Annotated in this window: 12 protein-coding genes and 2 pseudogenes; 8 read left to right on the top strand and 6 right to left on the bottom strand. The window is 46.9% G+C overall.

The genetic code is table 11. The annotated features are described in order from the left end of the window. Position 1: 1 nt before the first annotated feature. Both PG915_RS18850 and PG915_RS18845 read right to left on the bottom strand, forming a co-directional pair. Positions 2–1,129, bottom strand: a complete 1,128-nt coding sequence (locus PG915_RS18850; RefSeq protein WP_353499943.1) for a DUF917 domain-containing protein — start codon at positions 1,127–1,129, stop codon at positions 2–4. After that, positions 1,116–2,417 (bottom strand): cytosine permease, encoded by a 1,302-nt coding sequence (locus tag PG915_RS18845; RefSeq protein WP_353499942.1) that lies wholly within the window; start codon positions 2,415–2,417, stop codon positions 1,116–1,118. The genes PG915_RS18850 and PG915_RS18845 overlap by 14 nt, the downstream gene beginning before the upstream one ends. A 117-nt stretch (positions 2,418–2,534) precedes the next feature. Between PG915_RS18845 and PG915_RS18840 the strand changes: the two genes are divergently transcribed. The 4 genes and pseudogenes from PG915_RS18840 to PG915_RS18825 all read left to right on the top strand — a co-directional run bounded on the left by PG915_RS18840 (position 2,535) and on the right by PG915_RS18825 (position 7,265). Further along, a complete protein-coding gene (locus PG915_RS18840) occupies positions 2,535–3,461 on the top strand; it encodes a LysR family transcriptional regulator (protein WP_353499941.1) in 927 nt (308 codons plus the stop codon). A gap of 88 nt (positions 3,462–3,549) precedes the next feature. Further along, positions 3,550–4,300: pseudogene (locus PG915_RS18835) on the top strand (LysR family transcriptional regulator). Positions 4,301–4,428: 128 nt separating this feature from the next. Next, entirely contained in the window at positions 4,429–6,339 is a 1,911-nt protein-coding gene (locus PG915_RS18830) for a TonB-dependent receptor domain-containing protein (protein ID WP_420884630.1), read from the top strand. Between the two features lie 61 nt (positions 6,340–6,400). Then, positions 6,401–7,265: pseudogene (locus PG915_RS18825) on the top strand (alpha/beta hydrolase fold domain-containing protein). Positions 7,266–7,315: 50 nt separating this feature from the next. On the opposite strand, the gene PG915_RS18820 reads toward PG915_RS18825, so the two are convergent. Beyond that, on the bottom strand, positions 7,316–9,025 hold the full coding sequence (locus PG915_RS18820; RefSeq protein ID WP_353499940.1) for a phospho-sugar mutase: 1,710 nt from the start codon (positions 9,023–9,025) through the stop codon (positions 7,316–7,318). Positions 9,026–9,341: 316 nt separating this feature from the next. Here PG915_RS18820 and PG915_RS18815 point away from each other — a divergent pair, with 316 nt between their 5' ends. Then, positions 9,342–9,584, top strand: a complete 243-nt coding sequence (locus tag PG915_RS18815; protein WP_353499939.1) for a zinc-ribbon domain-containing protein — start codon at positions 9,342–9,344, stop codon at positions 9,582–9,584. A gap of 91 nt (positions 9,585–9,675) precedes the next feature. Here the strand turns inward: PG915_RS18815 and PG915_RS18810 are convergent, their stop codons facing one another. Further along, positions 9,676–10,077, bottom strand: a complete 402-nt coding sequence (locus PG915_RS18810) for a DUF413 domain-containing protein (RefSeq protein ID WP_353499938.1) — start codon at positions 10,075–10,077, stop codon at positions 9,676–9,678. 275 nt (positions 10,078–10,352) lie between these two features. Here PG915_RS18810 and PG915_RS18805 point away from each other — a divergent pair, with 275 nt between their 5' ends. After that, positions 10,353–11,711, top strand: coding sequence for a DNA-3-methyladenine glycosylase 2 family protein (locus PG915_RS18805; protein ID WP_353499937.1), 1,359 nt, complete (start codon positions 10,353–10,355; stop codon positions 11,709–11,711). Continuing rightward, positions 11,708–12,184: a methylated-DNA--[protein]-cysteine S-methyltransferase gene (locus tag PG915_RS18800; protein WP_353499936.1), complete on the top strand. Its 477-nt coding sequence runs from the start codon at positions 11,708–11,710 to the stop codon at positions 12,182–12,184. The genes PG915_RS18805 and PG915_RS18800 overlap by 4 nt, the downstream gene beginning before the upstream one ends. Before the next feature lie 481 nt (positions 12,185–12,665). Here PG915_RS18800 and PG915_RS18795 read toward each other — a convergent pair whose 3' ends face one another. After that, on the bottom strand, positions 12,666–14,213 hold the full coding sequence (locus PG915_RS18795; RefSeq protein WP_353499935.1) for a DUF3612 domain-containing protein: 1,548 nt from the start codon (positions 14,211–14,213) through the stop codon (positions 12,666–12,668). Positions 14,214–14,369: 156 nt separating this feature from the next. On the opposite strand from PG915_RS18795, the gene PG915_RS18790 reads away from it, so the two are divergent. Next, positions 14,370–14,942 carry a hypothetical protein gene (locus PG915_RS18790; RefSeq protein ID WP_353499934.1) on the top strand — a complete coding sequence of 191 codons (573 nt, stop codon included), beginning with the start codon at positions 14,370–14,372 and terminating at the stop codon, positions 14,940–14,942. A gap of 74 nt (positions 14,943–15,016) precedes the next feature. Here the strand turns inward: PG915_RS18790 and PG915_RS18785 are convergent, their stop codons facing one another. Then, entirely contained in the window at positions 15,017–16,039 is a 1,023-nt protein-coding gene (locus PG915_RS18785; RefSeq protein WP_353499933.1) for a GGDEF domain-containing protein, read from the bottom strand. Positions 16,040–16,070 lie beyond the last annotated feature (31 nt).

Raw genomic sequence — 16,070 nt, 5'->3', positions numbered from 1 at the left:
GTCATGCCTCCGTATTTGTGCGTTTCGAAAGGTTTTCAATGGCGACATAGTCAACGCCATAGCCAAAGTAATCGGGACCTGCGACTTCGATACCTTTAGCAGTCCGCCATTTGGGAGCGCAAGGGTAAGCGATAAGCTCAATTCGCTGTCCGTATCTAAGCTGTTCAGTCGTTATGGGTTGCCCGGTTTCATGGTCTAGGATGCTGATTAAATCGGGTGTGCAAGCTAGAAGCGATTCTTGGCTCATATCACTCGCCTTAGTTCCCTTATGAGCGAGCAACAGTTCATTTTGGAAATGAACGTAGACGGGATACGCATTGCTTTCAGCGGCTTTAAGCGGCTCGATGACGACACCACCTGTCACGAAACCACCGCCGGTATTTCGGTCTATATCGACAATCTTGCCGCTAATAATTCGGTGCCCTTCTACAATGTCCAACACGGCATCGACCGCACTGTCACTGCGAGCATTGGCTTCACGAATGGCTTTACCTATCTGCATGGCTTTGGTCAGGGTCGCACCGAGTGCGCTGCGTTTGAGCTCTTTACCATACATAGGATAGTCACACATCGCTGCAGAGCCACCCATTTGCTCAGTGATTGGGCGAGCAAATCGTTCTGACCAGACACCGTCGATAGGATGTAAAGTCACGACGTTACCCTTTTCATCGGCAAGTGTGTTGGGCGCGGACGGCAAACCGTCCAAATAAAAGGTCACCATTTGTGACTCTGGGAATGCGCGTCCCATGGCATCACAGTCGATCACTGGGATTCCTTTTTGCGCAGCAACCAAAATTGGGATCAATGAGTTGAAACCGCCAACCTCAATAGGGAAGGTCGCTTCGATACGTTCACCGACGGCTTGTTCCATCGCTTCAAACGCTACCAACATTTGATCTTGAGAGTTGAGTTTCTCAATGGCGACGGTGGGTGCGCCGATCATAGACGAAGGCACTGTCATCCAGTCATCTTTCACCTCATCTAGCGAAATAAGCTCGACAGGCTTTTTCGCATTGGCGATGGCGACTTTTGCCATTAGCGCACCACTGTAGGGATCACCACCCCCTCCGGTGCCAAGTACAGTGGCACCTAGGGCAATATCATCAATCATTTGATCATTGAAAATCACGAACCGCTTCCTTATTTGATACTGACAGCTTTACAAGCACAATGTAGGCAACAAAGGACGCAAGAATACCGTCAATCGCAGAAATACTGGTTAATGAGAATAGGTTGAAGAACTCGCCTGCGGTGCATGCACTCACCGCGCTACCAAATGCCCAAGCAACCAAGCCTTTTAGCATCCAGTTTGGCGCACTTTGAATACGTTCAAACTCAAGTGCAGACTTATCTAAGAAGTAGTATTGAGCTAGGTAAACACCTGCTGAGGGCGCAATCGTCACCCCTAGAAGTGTGAGAAACGCAGTAAACATATCGATCATGCCAAGTTGCGCGATAGCGAGGCCAAGAATGGTCATCATGATGACCAAAATAGGACGCGGCACATTCGGCAACACAACCGACATACCCAAAGCGCCTGATACAAGGTTACTGCTGTTTGTCGTCCACTGAGCAAAAACCAGCACGATAATCGCTGCCATGCCCAAACCAATACCGAAGAACACGTTCACTAGGTCGTCGGAGCCGGTCATTTGTGTGAGCAGCAGGGCAACCACAATCGTTGCGCTGTTACCAAATAGGAAGCCAAAACCGGCACCGAGAATGGCGTCTTTGCGCGTTTTCGCGTAGCGGGCAATATCAGGAGCCGCGACAGCAGCGAGGATCCAAATCGACATGACATAGGAAATAGCTTCACCCATAGATAGTGGAGACTCAATAACCTTGTCACCTGCGCTTTGTGCACCTGCCGCCATAAATAGGCCAACGGTAATCAGTGTCACCATCAGTGGTACTGAATAGGCGCTAAGCTTACCGAGCGCTCTGACACCATAGATTGCGGTGATCATCATTAGTACGCCACCGCCAACAAGCGCAGCAAAGTGGGAAACGGCGATGTCATACTGCGCTAGCGCATCGACAAGTATGTAGGCGAAAAAGTCCGCCTGAAACGCGAACCAGCCAACAAGAGAAACACCATTGATGGCGCCGAGGACCTTACCACCGTGACGACCAAATACAGAGCTACTCATTAATGGTGTTGAGACGCCAGATTGGAAACCAATATTGGCGCAAAGCATGGCGAGTACGGCGAGAATGGCAGAACCAGTGAAGGTCGCAAATAGGGCATCGTGAATAGTAAGCCCGGTACTTAGAAACGCACCCAAGAACAGGCCAGAGATATCAATACCAATTGCAAGCCAGATCAGGCTGATGACGTACCACGAGCGTTTTGCTCTCTCGGGTACGGGCTCTAACTCAAAGTCATCAATCTTCCGTGCTGTTTGTGTGTTCGCCATCCTAAGCTCCTAAATAATTATCCATAAAGTTCACATAAAAAAAGTTAGCAGCTTGTTACATACAAATAAATACATATTATTAGATGCAAACATTCGTTTTTGGTTATGTATTAAGTTATGGCTATTCATATTGAGAAACTGGACAAGCGCGACCTGAGACGATTAGAGATTTTCTGCGAGATCGTTGAGCATGGCGGCATCAGCAATGCTACCGTAAGTACTGGGCTGAGTCAGCCAGTGCTGAGTAATCAGTTGATAGAACTCGAAAAGAGCTTGGGCGTGACGCTTTGTAAGCGTGGTCGAAGTGGTTTTGATTTAACAAGTGAAGGACACACTGTGTATGGTTATGCAAATGAACTGAGTAATGTGCTTAGTGATTTTGCCTTTAAATTGAAGGGCGTACAGTCAATACTGACGGGGCAGGTGCGCGTTGGTATTCTCGATAATACGATTACGCTTCCTAGTAATCCTGTTCCGGCCGCCATCGAGAATTTTTATAAGTTGAGTGACAGCGTCGAGCTCACGCTCGAGGTTGGGGATTACACATTATTAAATGAAAAGCTGGCGAAGGGACAGCTAGACATGATGATAGTCGTTCTTGCTGAACATCAACTTGATGCCTTCAGTCATGCTGAGTTTCTGTTCACTGAGAAGAGTTATCTCTTTGCGCGCGAAGACGTTGCAAAGGAAATTGAAACTCGCAATCACTCGCTTGAGGGGCGACGCATTAACATTGGTGGCTACGCTTCTGAGGTAATGCGTAAGCTTTTGAATGTTGAGCAGTACCAACAACTAAAACTCATCGATGGCTGGAACGTTGAATCTGGCGCTTTGCTCGCGATGGCGGGGACGCATTTGAGTTTTCTTCCCAGTCATCTTATTGAAAGCAACCGTTCTCAACAGGCGCTGGTGGCTGTTAATCCAGAACAATGGTGGTTTACGAGTGACTTTTCGGTTGTATTAAAGGGAGCAAAGACCGCATTGTCTCCTGCTGCAAATGCATTTTATGAGTGTTTAACTAGCGTTAAGCAATCTCCGGTTTGAGAAGTCAGTTGTACAAGCTAGATATTTACGTTCGTCCGCAATTACTTGTACTATTTGAACGACAAGACATATAAAGACACCAAAGCTAATGAACTTATCTCAATTTGATATTAACTCTTTGACGATTCTAAAAACCTTGTTGGATGAAAAGCATGTCTCGAATACCGCTTTGGCAATGAATATTAGTCAATCTTCTGTAAGTCGCGCGCTGCAGAAAATGAGACTTTTGTTTTCAGATGAGCTACTTGTTTGAACTCATGCCGGTTATGAACTCACCCCAAAAGCGGTTAGTATCAAGGCGGACATTAACACCGTAATCAACAGCCTTGAGGTTTTGGTTCACAAACAGGCTTTTGAGCCAAAACAAGACGCCAGTGTTGTGAGGTTTTTCGGTCTTCTGCCGTAGGTCAATACCTTAATGCCAAGCATAGTCTCCGAGATTCGTGAGAGGGCACCAAATATGGTGGTGAGTATCGATACGACCGCACAACGCCATTTTGATGCGCTGGTGGCCGGAGATGTACATTTTGTTTTGTCATCCCATCAACCTCCGACATCGGAACAAAACCTTTACCGAATGTTAGTGGCTAAACGTGAATTTCAGTTCTGCGGCAAGTATTGCTGCTGAGTCAGATGTTATTTTCCACCTTCCCACGCCTTTCGCGCAAGAGGCCGCTAAAGATGAGAGACTTATCGTCCGTGACGTTCCTGAAGAGCTGAAATTGGACTTTCAATCTGTCTACCTATACTGGCACAAGCGATTTCATGAGGATTCAATGTGTGAGTGGATTCGAGATCTGTTTAAAAAACAATATTCTGATGGACAAGCAGTAGCATAAGTGTGGCAGATATTATGCACAATGCGGATAGCCACATTCGATGTTCTAGATACTGTAATGGTTGTGGTGAAACTGTTTTGATTGTTTAATTGATAACGATTATCAATAACAAGAAAGTTTGCCAACCCATGTCGTCTATTCACCACCTCAACGTTTCTAGCTATGCTGGTGCCGTTTGCATCAGCTTGTTTACCTTATCTTTTCCTGCTGTTTCTGACGAGAAGGCTTCAGAAGCTATGGAGACCATGGTTGTCACTGCTTCTGGTCACGAACAACTCGTCACTCAGGCTCCGGCATCGATCAGCGTGATTGACCGAGAACAGATTGAAAACCGTTCATATCGTGATCTCACTGATGCTATTCGGGATCTTCCTGGCGTTGTCGTCACCGGTGGCGGTTCTAGGCAAGAGATTTCGCTGCGAGGTATGCCGTCAGATTACACGGCGATTCTTGTTGATGGACGCAAACAGTCAGGCCGTCAAACGCAAGTGAGCAGCGGTGGTGGTTTTGAACAAGATTGGCTCCCGCCTTTGAGCGCTATTGAGCGAATTGAAGTTGTGCGGGGACCCATGTCAACCTTGTATGGTTCCGATGCGATTGGTGGTGTGATTAATGTGATTACCCGCAAAGACTATCAAGAGTGGCACGGCAATTTGCGTGCTGAGGCGACTCTGCAAGAAAACCCGAAATTTGGTAACAAGTATCAAGGGGAGCTGCACTTAGCGGGGCCGATCATTAAAGATCTACTTAGTGCCTCTATCACCGGCTTATATCAACAGCGGGTTGAAGATGAAATACTGTATGCCAACGGTGGTAAAGATCTAGAAAACTATCGCGCCTCTTTATACCTCACACCTACGGACACGGACACTTTTACGCTCGACTACGCGTATCACGACCAAAAGCGAGTGAATACAGAAGGTAAAACGCGAATCTCAACGTCAGAAACACAAAATAATCGTAATGCTATTGGCCTTGCTCACGATGGCAATTACCTTTGGGGTAGCGGCGCGTCCTATGTGAGTCAGGAGCGGGTAGAAAACGTTGGCCGAGAGCTAACAGTTGAAAATACCAATGTTAACTCTCAATGGTCGTTGCCTTTGAGCGGTCACTTCCTAACACTCGGCGCAGCCTTTGAACAGCAAGAGCTTGATAATACCCAGTATGTATTTAAGAACGCTCAGTGGTCACTGTTCGCCGAAGATGAATGGTATCTTCTCGATAATTTCACACTAACAGCTGGACTTCGTTACGACAATAATCAGCAGTTTGAATCACAGTTTAGTCCACGTCTATACGGGGTTTGGAGTGTGGACCAAGCTTGGACGGTAAAGGGCGGTGTTTCCACGGGTTATAAAGCGCCGAGTCTCACCGAGATGGAAGGAGATTGGGTTCAGGAGAGCTGTAACGGCCGATGTGATGTTTACGGCAACCCAGACCTAAAACCAGAAACGTCGGTGAATACCGAGCTCGGGGTTTATTTTGTTGGCAACGGCTCTTTAACATCGAACATCACGCTGTTTTATAACGACTTTAAGGACAAAATTGATAAGGTCAATATTGATGACAGCTGTACAGGGAGAGCATGTGATGCGACGTACGTCAATGTTGAGGATGCCGTCACCTATGGTACAGAAGCTGCGATAGCCAAACAGCTAACGGACTCAGTAAAAATTGCTGCCAGCTATACCTTTACGCATAGTGAGAAAAAATCGGGTGCGGATAAAGGACAGCCGTTGACTCAAATGCCTAGACACCTTGTTAATTTGAACGCTGACTGGGCTATTCGTCCAGATATCCGCTCTTGGATGCGTGTTTCATATCGTGACAAAGAAGCAGATACAATAACGAAAGACTCACGCAATAGTCTTGCTCCAGCGGCGACTTACGTTGATGTGGGTGGAAACTGGCAAGTTTCAAACAATGTACGTTTGATGGCGGGTATCTATAACCTACTTGATAAGCAAACGAATTATGAAGAGTACGGTTATGTTGAAGATGGGCGTCGTTACTGGTTAGCTATCAACACTTCGTTCTAAACCTGACTGTTTTGCTTTGGCGTGCGGCTTTGTTTCGCGCCTCTGAGATAGAGAACTATTGATGAAAAAAACACTGATAATCATGCTGCTTTTTCTGCTGCCCGTTAGCTTAGCGAACGCTAACTATACCGTTCGTAAAGAGATTGTTTTTAAACAGGTCGGTGACAAGACATTGGCTTTGGATTTGTACTTGCCAACCGTTACAACGACTCAACCTGCGCCGCTATTAATTTGGGTACATGGTGGTGCTTGGAAACGAGGCTCGAAAGATGCCATCCCGACCAAGAATCCACTGTTATTGAACTCGTTTCTAGAGCGCGGTTACGCGCTCGCTTCAGTGGATTACCGTCTGAGTGGAGAGGCTACTTTTCCAGCGCCAGTGGCGGACATCAACGATGCGCTCAACTATTTGTACGATAACGCTGCGCAATACCAAGTTGATGCCAGCAACATAGTGCTGATGGGGCGTTCTGCGGGTGGTCACTTGGCGGGGCTCGTCGGGGCTCTCAATGCGCATAAAGAAGTTGGTTTTATCTCTTCGCCAAAGTACCAAGTAGCGGCTGTGGTGAGTTTCTTTGGGCCGACGGATCTCTTGGCTCTAGGTAATAAAGGAAATAAAAAGGCGTCAGCGAAGTCTTCCGTATCACGTTTTTTTAGGTGGGATTCCGAGTGGTATTCCTGATGTGGCGATTGAGGCCTCCACAACCACTTATATTGGTGCCGACTCGCCGGCGTACATACTCCTTCATGGTGATGAAGATAAGCGTGTGCCGCATTCACAAAGTGAGCAGCTCAAGGCTAAGCTTGATGAGTTTGGTGTTGAGAATGCGCTGTATATTGAAAAAGGGGTAGGTCACAGCGCTGACGTGTTCGACTCGCCAAAATACGTTTCTACCGTGGTCTCTTTTGTAGGCAAGTATTTGTAAGTCACTAAGGCAATCAAAACAGGGAGCGATGAGTCGCTCCTTGTTTATACTTATAGACTCTGTTGATGTGCCAAAATAAGCGCGTTCATTTTGTCTTCTGCATGTTGGTTGGCTGATGCGTAATCCATGCTGGTGGGAAAATCGCTGATCACTTCGTAGTAACACTTCAATTTAGGCTCGGTGCCAGAAGGGCGCACGATCACACGCGATTTATCCTCACGGATGTAAATAAGTACATCACTGGCAGGTAAATTGATGTGCTCAGTCGTACCGTTGGCTAACAAACGTGTTGAAGACTTAAGATCCTCAGTCACGATGACCTTTTGCCCTGCAATCTGTTTTGGTGGTTGCTTCCGTAACTTGTCACCGATAGGTGGCGAGTTTGGATCGAGCGCAATACTGCGCTGCGCATTGCAATAGAAGCCATGTTGTCGATACAAGGCTTCGATTTTGTCCCAGATGGTTTTGCCTTGCGCTTTTAGCTCGCTTGTTAGTTGGGCAAAGGCAACCAAAGCAGACAGACCATCTTTATCCCATACTTGACTTCCAATGGTATAGCCAAGCGCCTCTTCGTAGGCAAAGAGAAACGGATGGGCTTCGCTTTGTTGCTCCATAGCGATGTTGGTGAGCCACTTAAAGCCAGTGAGTGTTTGATAGTATTGCGCGCCGTGCGCTTTGGCTATCGCACTCAATAGTCTGGAAGACACAATCGTATTGCCAACCAGCGCATTTGGCTGATTTTCCAATAGGTAATCGGCAAACAGCGCGCCCACTTGGTCACCAGTTAACATCTGATACTCGCCATCTTCGCATCTTACCGCAACGGCAAAGCGATCAGCGTCTGGGTCATTCGCGCAGGCAATATCCGCATCGTGCGTTTTTCCAAGCGCCATCACCATATCCATAGCGCCCGCTTCTTCCGGATTTGGGAAGTTGACCGTGGGGAAGCTGCCCGTGGGGAAGCTGCCATCAGGCTCGCGCTGCTCTGCAACGCTGGCTACGTTCTGAAATCCGGCATCGGCGAGTAAGGTTTCTGCCATTTCGGCGCCCACACCATGCATCGCGGTATAGGCAATGGAAACGTCCGTGCAATTGCTACGTTTAAGCAGTGGATTGCCATTCATCGCACTACGATAGGATTGGTAGTAGTCTTCTTTTAGCCATTCCAGCAGGCCTTGTTCGCTCGCTTGCTCTAGAGGCAATAAAGTGAGTGGTTTGGTCGTGGCTTGGTCAATTTTACTTGCGATGCCAGTGTCATGGGGCGGGATGATTTGCGCGCCATTTTCCCAATAGACTTTAAAGCCGTTATATTCTGGCGGATTGTGGCTCGCTGTGACCACGACCGCTGCGGCGGCGTTAAATTTTTTCACGCCATAGGCGACAATCGGCGTTGCCGCTACTTGGCTGGTCAAATAGACCTTGATACCCATTGCGGTAAGCACGCTGGCGGTATCGTGAGCAAACTGTTTTGAATCGATTCGACCATCATAGCCGACGATAACGCCTCGCGTGTCCGCATTATCTATTTGCTCAAGCAGATATTGCCCAAGCCCTGTTGCGGTTTCTTGGATGACGAGTCGATTCATTCGGTTGGGACCGGCGCCGACTTTGCCTCTGAGTCCTGCGGTACCAAAAGCTAGACGTGTACTGAATCTATCTTTCAGTTCTTGCTGACTGTTGCTATCGATAAGCTGTTGAAGCTCTTGACGAGTTTTTGAATCCGGATCTCGTGCTAACCATTGAGTGATGGCTGTGGTCATGGTGTTCTCCTTACCCGCAGTAAATAGGCATCTTAATGCCATTAATTGTAAATAACTCTTACTCTCATTTCCGGGGTGGCAATCGATAAAATTGTCTTTGTTCAATATTAGTTCAGTTGGCGTTAATGAGAACAGTGAACAGGGGTTAGGCTAATGAATCAAAGTATCAAATACTTGCTGACGGTATCTATGTGGAACTTTAATTGTCAGTGCGAGGTGGTTTTGTCTTCAATAGCGGTGAGGAATTATACTGAGCTATCTGTAGTTGTTTGCCTTCTTGAACAGGTTGAGAGAAGCGCTAAGTAAAAGGTAGAACATGGATCACGCAGCGATTCAAGCACTAAGGTTGACCTGCCCAACATGCAAGATTGAAGTGGAAAATGAGGAAGGTCGCACTTGCACTCAGTGCCAGGTGAGCTTCAATAAAACGCCATTTTGTCCTGATTGCGACACAAAGCTGGATGCCATGAAAGCGTGTGGCAACGTAAGCTATTATTGCAATGCTTGCAGAATGCCTAAATCGCGTTCAACCATTCGATGGGCTTTGATACCTGCTTGAACAATTGCCTCGTTAGTTTGAATACATAGACAAAGGCCCAACTGCCGTTGGGCGTAAGTCGCTTCAATGTCAGCGCGAATAACGCTGGCGATTAGTCGTCTGAGCGTGGCTCGTCATCGACGATGTCGTTACCAATATCGGCGTTGCTATCATCATAATCAGACTCGTCCTCGACGCTTTCGGTCGCGGCCGCCTTTTTCCCATTTAGAGTATGGAACTTCTTCCGGTCTCGAGCTAGATGGATGTATTTGATCCACGTTTTCTCAAGCTTGCTTTCCGCTTGCTGTTCATCGGCGACAGCTTGTAGAAAATGGCGCTCCTCTTCAGATTCAGGGGCGAGTTCGCCACCTTCAAGTAAGTTCATCGTATCTCCGAAGCGGATCAATATTTCCTCTTCGGCAATGGTAAAGTCTCCGGATTTTGCAAACCCACGTCGAAACCGCTTGTTGTCGTAGAACGGTTTCTTACCAAGACGAAAATCTACATTAGACATAGCCACCCTCATAAAATGACGTTTCTCATCAAACTCTGCCTCAGTATAGACAGAGCTTTGGCGTTTTTTGAAATTTTGCCAGACGATTAATTTAAGCATTTAGTAAGTCGTTACTTTCACGCGAAAATTTGAAACTTAGATGACAATGCTATGAAGCTTTCCTTGCGAAAATTAGCTTGTGTTGAGTTCCGAAAATGGCTAGTCACTGAACCAACTTGGTTTACACTGGACACTAACGACAAAAACAACGAGGCGACAAAGTGGCGGTAATCTCAATGACCAACGAACAGTATCAGCAGGCGAGGCTTGCGCGTGATGCCCGTTTTGATGGCGTGTTTTTTGTCGGTGTTAAAACGACAGGCATATTTTGTCGGCCGATCTGTCCTGCGAACTTGGCAAAAGAGCACAATGTAAGTTATTTCCAGCATGCTCATGCTGCCCTTGAGGCGGGGTATCGTCCTTGTCTGCGTTGTCGTCCAGAAAGTGCTCCCAATTCATGGGCTTGGCTTGGCGCAGAAACCAGTTTTCGCCGTGCTCTAACACTTATTGAGCAAGGGGCGCTACATCATTCCAGTTGCGAGGGACTGAGCGACCGTTTAGGTATTAGTAGCCGATATCTGCGTCAGTTATTTCAAGAGCACCTAGGGGTTTCGCCCAAGAAATACGCTCAGTACCATCAATTGATGTTTGCGAAGCAGCTTCTCCATCATAGTCATTTATCGATTTCGGATATTGGCTTTGCCTGCGGCTTTAATAGCGTAAGGCGTTTTAATGATGCATTTAGGAGGACGCTTAAGTTAACCCCATCGGAATTGCGACGTGGTGACGGAAAAGTCACTGCCCGGAACGAAGTCTATTTAGCTTATCGCGGCGCTTATGATTGGTCTGCAATGCTTGGCTTTCTTCAAAAGCGTGCGATCAGTGGGGTTGAGCGAGTGACCGAGCAAAGTTATGAACGCTACGTAGATATCGATGGGACGCTCGCATGGTTTCGTCTGTTTGCAGATTTTGAGGGGGCGCAGACGGTTAAAGTCGAGTTTGAATTGGAACAGGTCACCAAGTTGGCCAGTTTATTGAGTGGTATCAAGCGTGTATTCGATCTTGATACTGACATAACTGCCGTTGAATCCCATCTACATGCTGTTGATGAGGTGCTTATTCTAAAGCCGGGTCTTAGGTTACCTGGAGTTTGGTCCACTTGGGAAGCCGGCGCTAGGGCGGTACTTGGACAACAGGTATCTGTAAAAGCCGCGATAGGTCAGCTCAATCTTTTGACTGATACTATGGGTCAGTGTCTTTCTGGTCAGAAGGTGTTTCCGACACCCGATTTTATAGCAGGCAAAGACCTTAGTTTTTTGCGCATGCCTGAAAGCAGAAAAGAAACCTTATTGCGACTTGCTAGCCACCTATGCGAACACCCAGACGATCATCCCGATAACTGGTTGTCGCTAAAAGGTATCGGGCCGTGGACAGTCAACTATGCAAAAATGCGCGGTTTATCGGCGCCAGATCTACTACTTAGTTCAGATCTGATTGTTAAAAAGTACTTGGTTGATCATAGCGAAGTTAACGCAGAGCATACTGCACCGTGGGGCAGCTATGCCACTCTTCACTGTTGGAGTCATTTCTCATGAATTATTACACTGTGCTTGCAAGTGAGCTAGGGGCGATTACTGTTCAAGCGAATAGTGAAGGCTTACTGGGTATCTGGTTTGAGCAGCATACAACCTGCCCTGATGAGCTTGGGGAACACAACCCAAGCTATCCATTACTAAAACAAGCAGAAACTGAGCTAAAAGAGTATTTTGCTGGTGAGCGTCAAACGTTTACTTTGCCGCTAGCTGCTATCGGCACTGACTTTCAACGCAAGGTTTGGCAGGCTCTTTGCGAGATTCCGTATGGAGAAGCGATCAGCTATCAAGAACTGGCCAATCGGCTAGGCAACTCGAAAGCGGTGAGGGCGGTTGGGACGGCGAATGGTAAAAACCCACTCTCTATTGTTGTGCCATGTCACCGAGTGGTGGGTAAAAATGGAAAGTTGTCTGGTTACGCTGGTGGTGTGGAGCGAAAACTTAGGTTGCTCAATTTAGAGGCCGAAAATTGCTGAAATTTGGAAGGTTGTGTGTTGGGTGTCTTTAATCGAGCTGACCTAACGACAACTTAACTCTTTCATGCCCTAACCTATGCAACTGGTAACGCTTGTGGGGTACGTATTGAATCACTATTCCTACTATGAAAATCGTCGTGATTGCAAATTGCATTTACATTTGCATTTTGCAAGGGCTATATGAACGCTATTTCCCTGAAATTGGTGTAGATTTGGCCAAAATCAATTAAAAACAGACTTTAAAAAGTTGGCACGCATACTGCATTAACTATAGCGACCCTTTTTAAGCCGAGGGTCACCTAGCCAACTGACGTTGTTAGTGAACCTATTTTGTTCACACTTGTATATAGCCAGTCACACATGTTTTGTGGCTGGCTTTTTTTCTTTCTGAGGTCAGAAAGGCTATTTCCAAGCCTATTCCTTCCCTTTGTCTGATTAGCCTTCCATTGTTAAATCTTTCGCTTGCTACGCCTTGTACGTATCAAACAATGTCTCCAAGTGTTTGACCAGCGTCATCCTGACAACCTTCATAGCAACTTGGCTTACGTGGACAAACAGCGCCTCGAGAGCAGATTAATCGAGCATCGCCTTCAATACCACGTTCCACCCAGTTGATATTCAGTATCTTAGCGACGGTTTGCAGATCTTTCTTGATATGGCGTGGAATGATGACACTGCCACCGCCTTCAACGCACGAGCGCTTAAGTTCGCTGGCGATGTCTAATGCATTGCCACCTTGAGCATCAATTGCTGGATTGAGATCGATACCTGCACACAGTACTCGATTATTACCCGCAGGATCGGTCATGTTGATGGACTCACAACAATAGATCCTTGGCTCATCACCGACATTCAATATAGATATTTGCGCCGATGAGCCATTTTGCGGCTCAGACAGTCTTCTAAATACTGCCCAGTGTTGGCAGGGGTCATTAACCATCCGCATATTTCCCCACGGAAGCGGAATACCATTTCCGCGATAGACCGCTTTTAGCTTCCCCGGCCCATAAGCATCGAAATAGTGCCAGTGTGGATATGGGGACACAACGGTCATGCGGCGCATGGCGACCGAAGGGGACACTCCGACACGTTTATGAACATCAATCTCATAGCCGCTTCGGTCGAGCAGTTGCCTAAATGGTACTTTGGGGCAGAGTAGAGCCCCTGCAAAGAAACTGGATTCAAAATCGCGCCATGCTTGGAGGATGTCCTGAGAGTTGAGTGCAGAAGAAGATTGATGAGCCGCACTGTCGTCCCAAGTATTTTGGTTGCCAACGCTGAGCACACTTTTTAATCCCTCATCGCGATGCAGAATGCGATGGCCAATATACACCGCCAAATCGTACTTTAGACGTGTTGGGTAGGCTTTAAGGATTTCGTTGAGGTAGATAGTACCAGGTGGCTCGAAAAACGACGTCACCAATTGTTTGGCGTTCACCCCGAGTTCATCCACCACATCTTTTGGTGTCCGGTTTACCCATTGCACGCGCAGCCCTAAATCGCTTGCAATATCAATGAGATCTTCAATCGAGAGGTTGAGTCGTTTCAAGCCAACGTCTTCTGCGGCACGCTCAAGATCGGGAAAGTGGTTCTGCAAACTTTCCTGATGAGCACGTATCAACAAGTGGGCAAATTGACGACCGGTGATCCCGGTTTGCGAGAGCATTTCGGGAATGGCGATTTGCAAAATGTCATTGGAGAACAAAAAGCTTGGCTCAAGTGCCATACCACTTATCCCGCCGCGATTTCCTTTTACTGGGGTAATTTCATCTGGTTCGGGTTCATTGTCGAGAAACCAAGCAGGATCTTTTTGAAATACTTCTGCGATCACCTCCAGCATGTCGATGCTAGGCACGCGCTTTCCACGCTCAATCATCGACAGGTAAGAGACGGAAGGCGCGTACTCGGGGTTGACTCGAATACAACGCGCAGACAGATCTTCCATGGTTAAGTGGTTACGTTTTCGTAGGTTACGAACTTTGGTGCCCAAAAAATGGGACTGGCGGATCAGACTTTTTGACACTGGCATTTTGTAAAATTCACATTGTAAAATTTTTGTTGTGAAATTGTAGTCAAAAACACGCTAGTCTACAAAGTATACAAATCACAAAACGAATATAAATTTAAACATCCGTTTGGGTTGATTACTCTAATTTGGATCTAGCAGCAGTAAGAGGGACAGACTATGAACATGCTGACATTCGATAAAACAGAACTTCATAAGAACCATTCAACCTTTATCGCAGAAGCCGTGTTCGCCGTCGAGATGGTTAAAGCTGATGAGCAGATGGAAAAACAAAAGATGGCGAAACAGCTGCTAGACACCCTGTTTCCATTAGAGAAAGGCTCACACGAAGATGTGGTGAGTTACGAAATTGATTATCGCCACGTACAGGCGTATTTCAAAAATGGTGAGCACACAGGACTCAAACGCGCTAAGCATTTTGTGGCTTACCTTGGCGATAAATGTGCACCAGAAGGTATTTTGCTTCGTGATGAAAGCGGCACTCACCTAGAGGTTACGATTGGTCGTCGTAAAGGTACTGGCAATTTAGAGCTGGTAGAAATTGAAGACATTCAATTGGAAACATGTACTACGTTTGGTCAGTCAGAAAACTGTCACGCCTCGGGAATTCGTCACTGGGTTAGTTTAGTGAAAGGTGATGAGCAAGGACGACCAAGCGCTTGTAGTGAGGACAAAGAGTACACCGCGAAAAATGGAGATGACTATACGCTAGGATTTAGCTTCGCATTTTAATTCACGCTAGCACGTTTATTATTACCGCATTTTCCTTTGGTAGTATTGCCCCGCCTTAACGGTGGGGCGTTTTTTTAGAACGGCATCACTCGGTTACGGCCAGAGCGTTTAGCGTCATAAAGCTGTTTGTCTGCACGGTCAACCAGCGACGCGTAGCTGTCACCGGCAATGAATTCTGCCACGCCAAAAGAGGCGGTAATGTTGCCGATCTTTTGGCCGTTCTTACGATCTTTAATCGTCATTTTCTCAATGGCTAAACGCAGGGCGTCAGCCATTTGTCTTGCTACACGTAGTGATTTGTTCGGTACAATCAGTGCGAATTCTTCTCCACCGAATCGATAGGCAGTAATGCCACCACGACAAGCTTGCTTCAGACGCTGAGAGATGCCTTTCAAAATGGTGTCGCCGAACAGGTGTCCCATTTCATCGTTGAATTTTTTAAAGTGGTCAATATCTAACAAAATCAAACTAAGTGGCTGCTTGGCTTCGCAAAACATGGTCAAGTCGGCATCGAAAGCACCGCGGTTATACAGCGAGGTTAAGCTGTCGAACATGGCGTTGCATTGGACTTTTGCTAGCTGAGATTTGAGTCGGCTGATCTCGTCGCTGGCGTTTTTTAGTTGTCCGTGTATAAAGTCTGTGGAGTGCCTAATGTCATTGGCTTCATCGACTAATTGTTTGATGAGAGGCATGACTTCATCAAGGGTAGGTGCGCGCTCGGCAACCAGGCTTGAAGACAAGCCGTCAAAGCTATCTTCAAGTGCTTGTGAAAAATCGCTGGTATCGTTAAGTGCGTCATCCATCGAGCTCGACATTTCAGTCACAATCGCTTCGAGGTTTTCTTTTAAACCTTGAAGATCTACTTCTGCTTTTTCAGCAATATGGTTTCGATAAAGTGAGGCAGAATTGACAGGCGGGAGGACTTCGTAATCTTTGAGTATGGCGTCCATATCGGCATTTAACTCAGGGATGGTTTGATCCACATAGGTATACCACAACGCGTAATTTGCCGGCGTCGCAGGTACGTGATGTTTAACCATCAGCGGCACCGCCTTTTTTAGGTTGGCGGCCGATTTCTGAAAATCGTTTCTCTTCATAGTCCCTTCGTTGTCCTTAGCTCATTCCGAT

The organism is Vibrio sp. CB1-14, assembly GCF_040412085.2.
GTDB lineage: Bacteria > Pseudomonadota > Gammaproteobacteria > Enterobacterales > Vibrionaceae > Vibrio > Vibrio chaetopteri.
The sequence above is the reverse complement of the archived record's forward strand: the minus strand, read 5'-3'. Positions and strand labels throughout refer to the sequence as shown.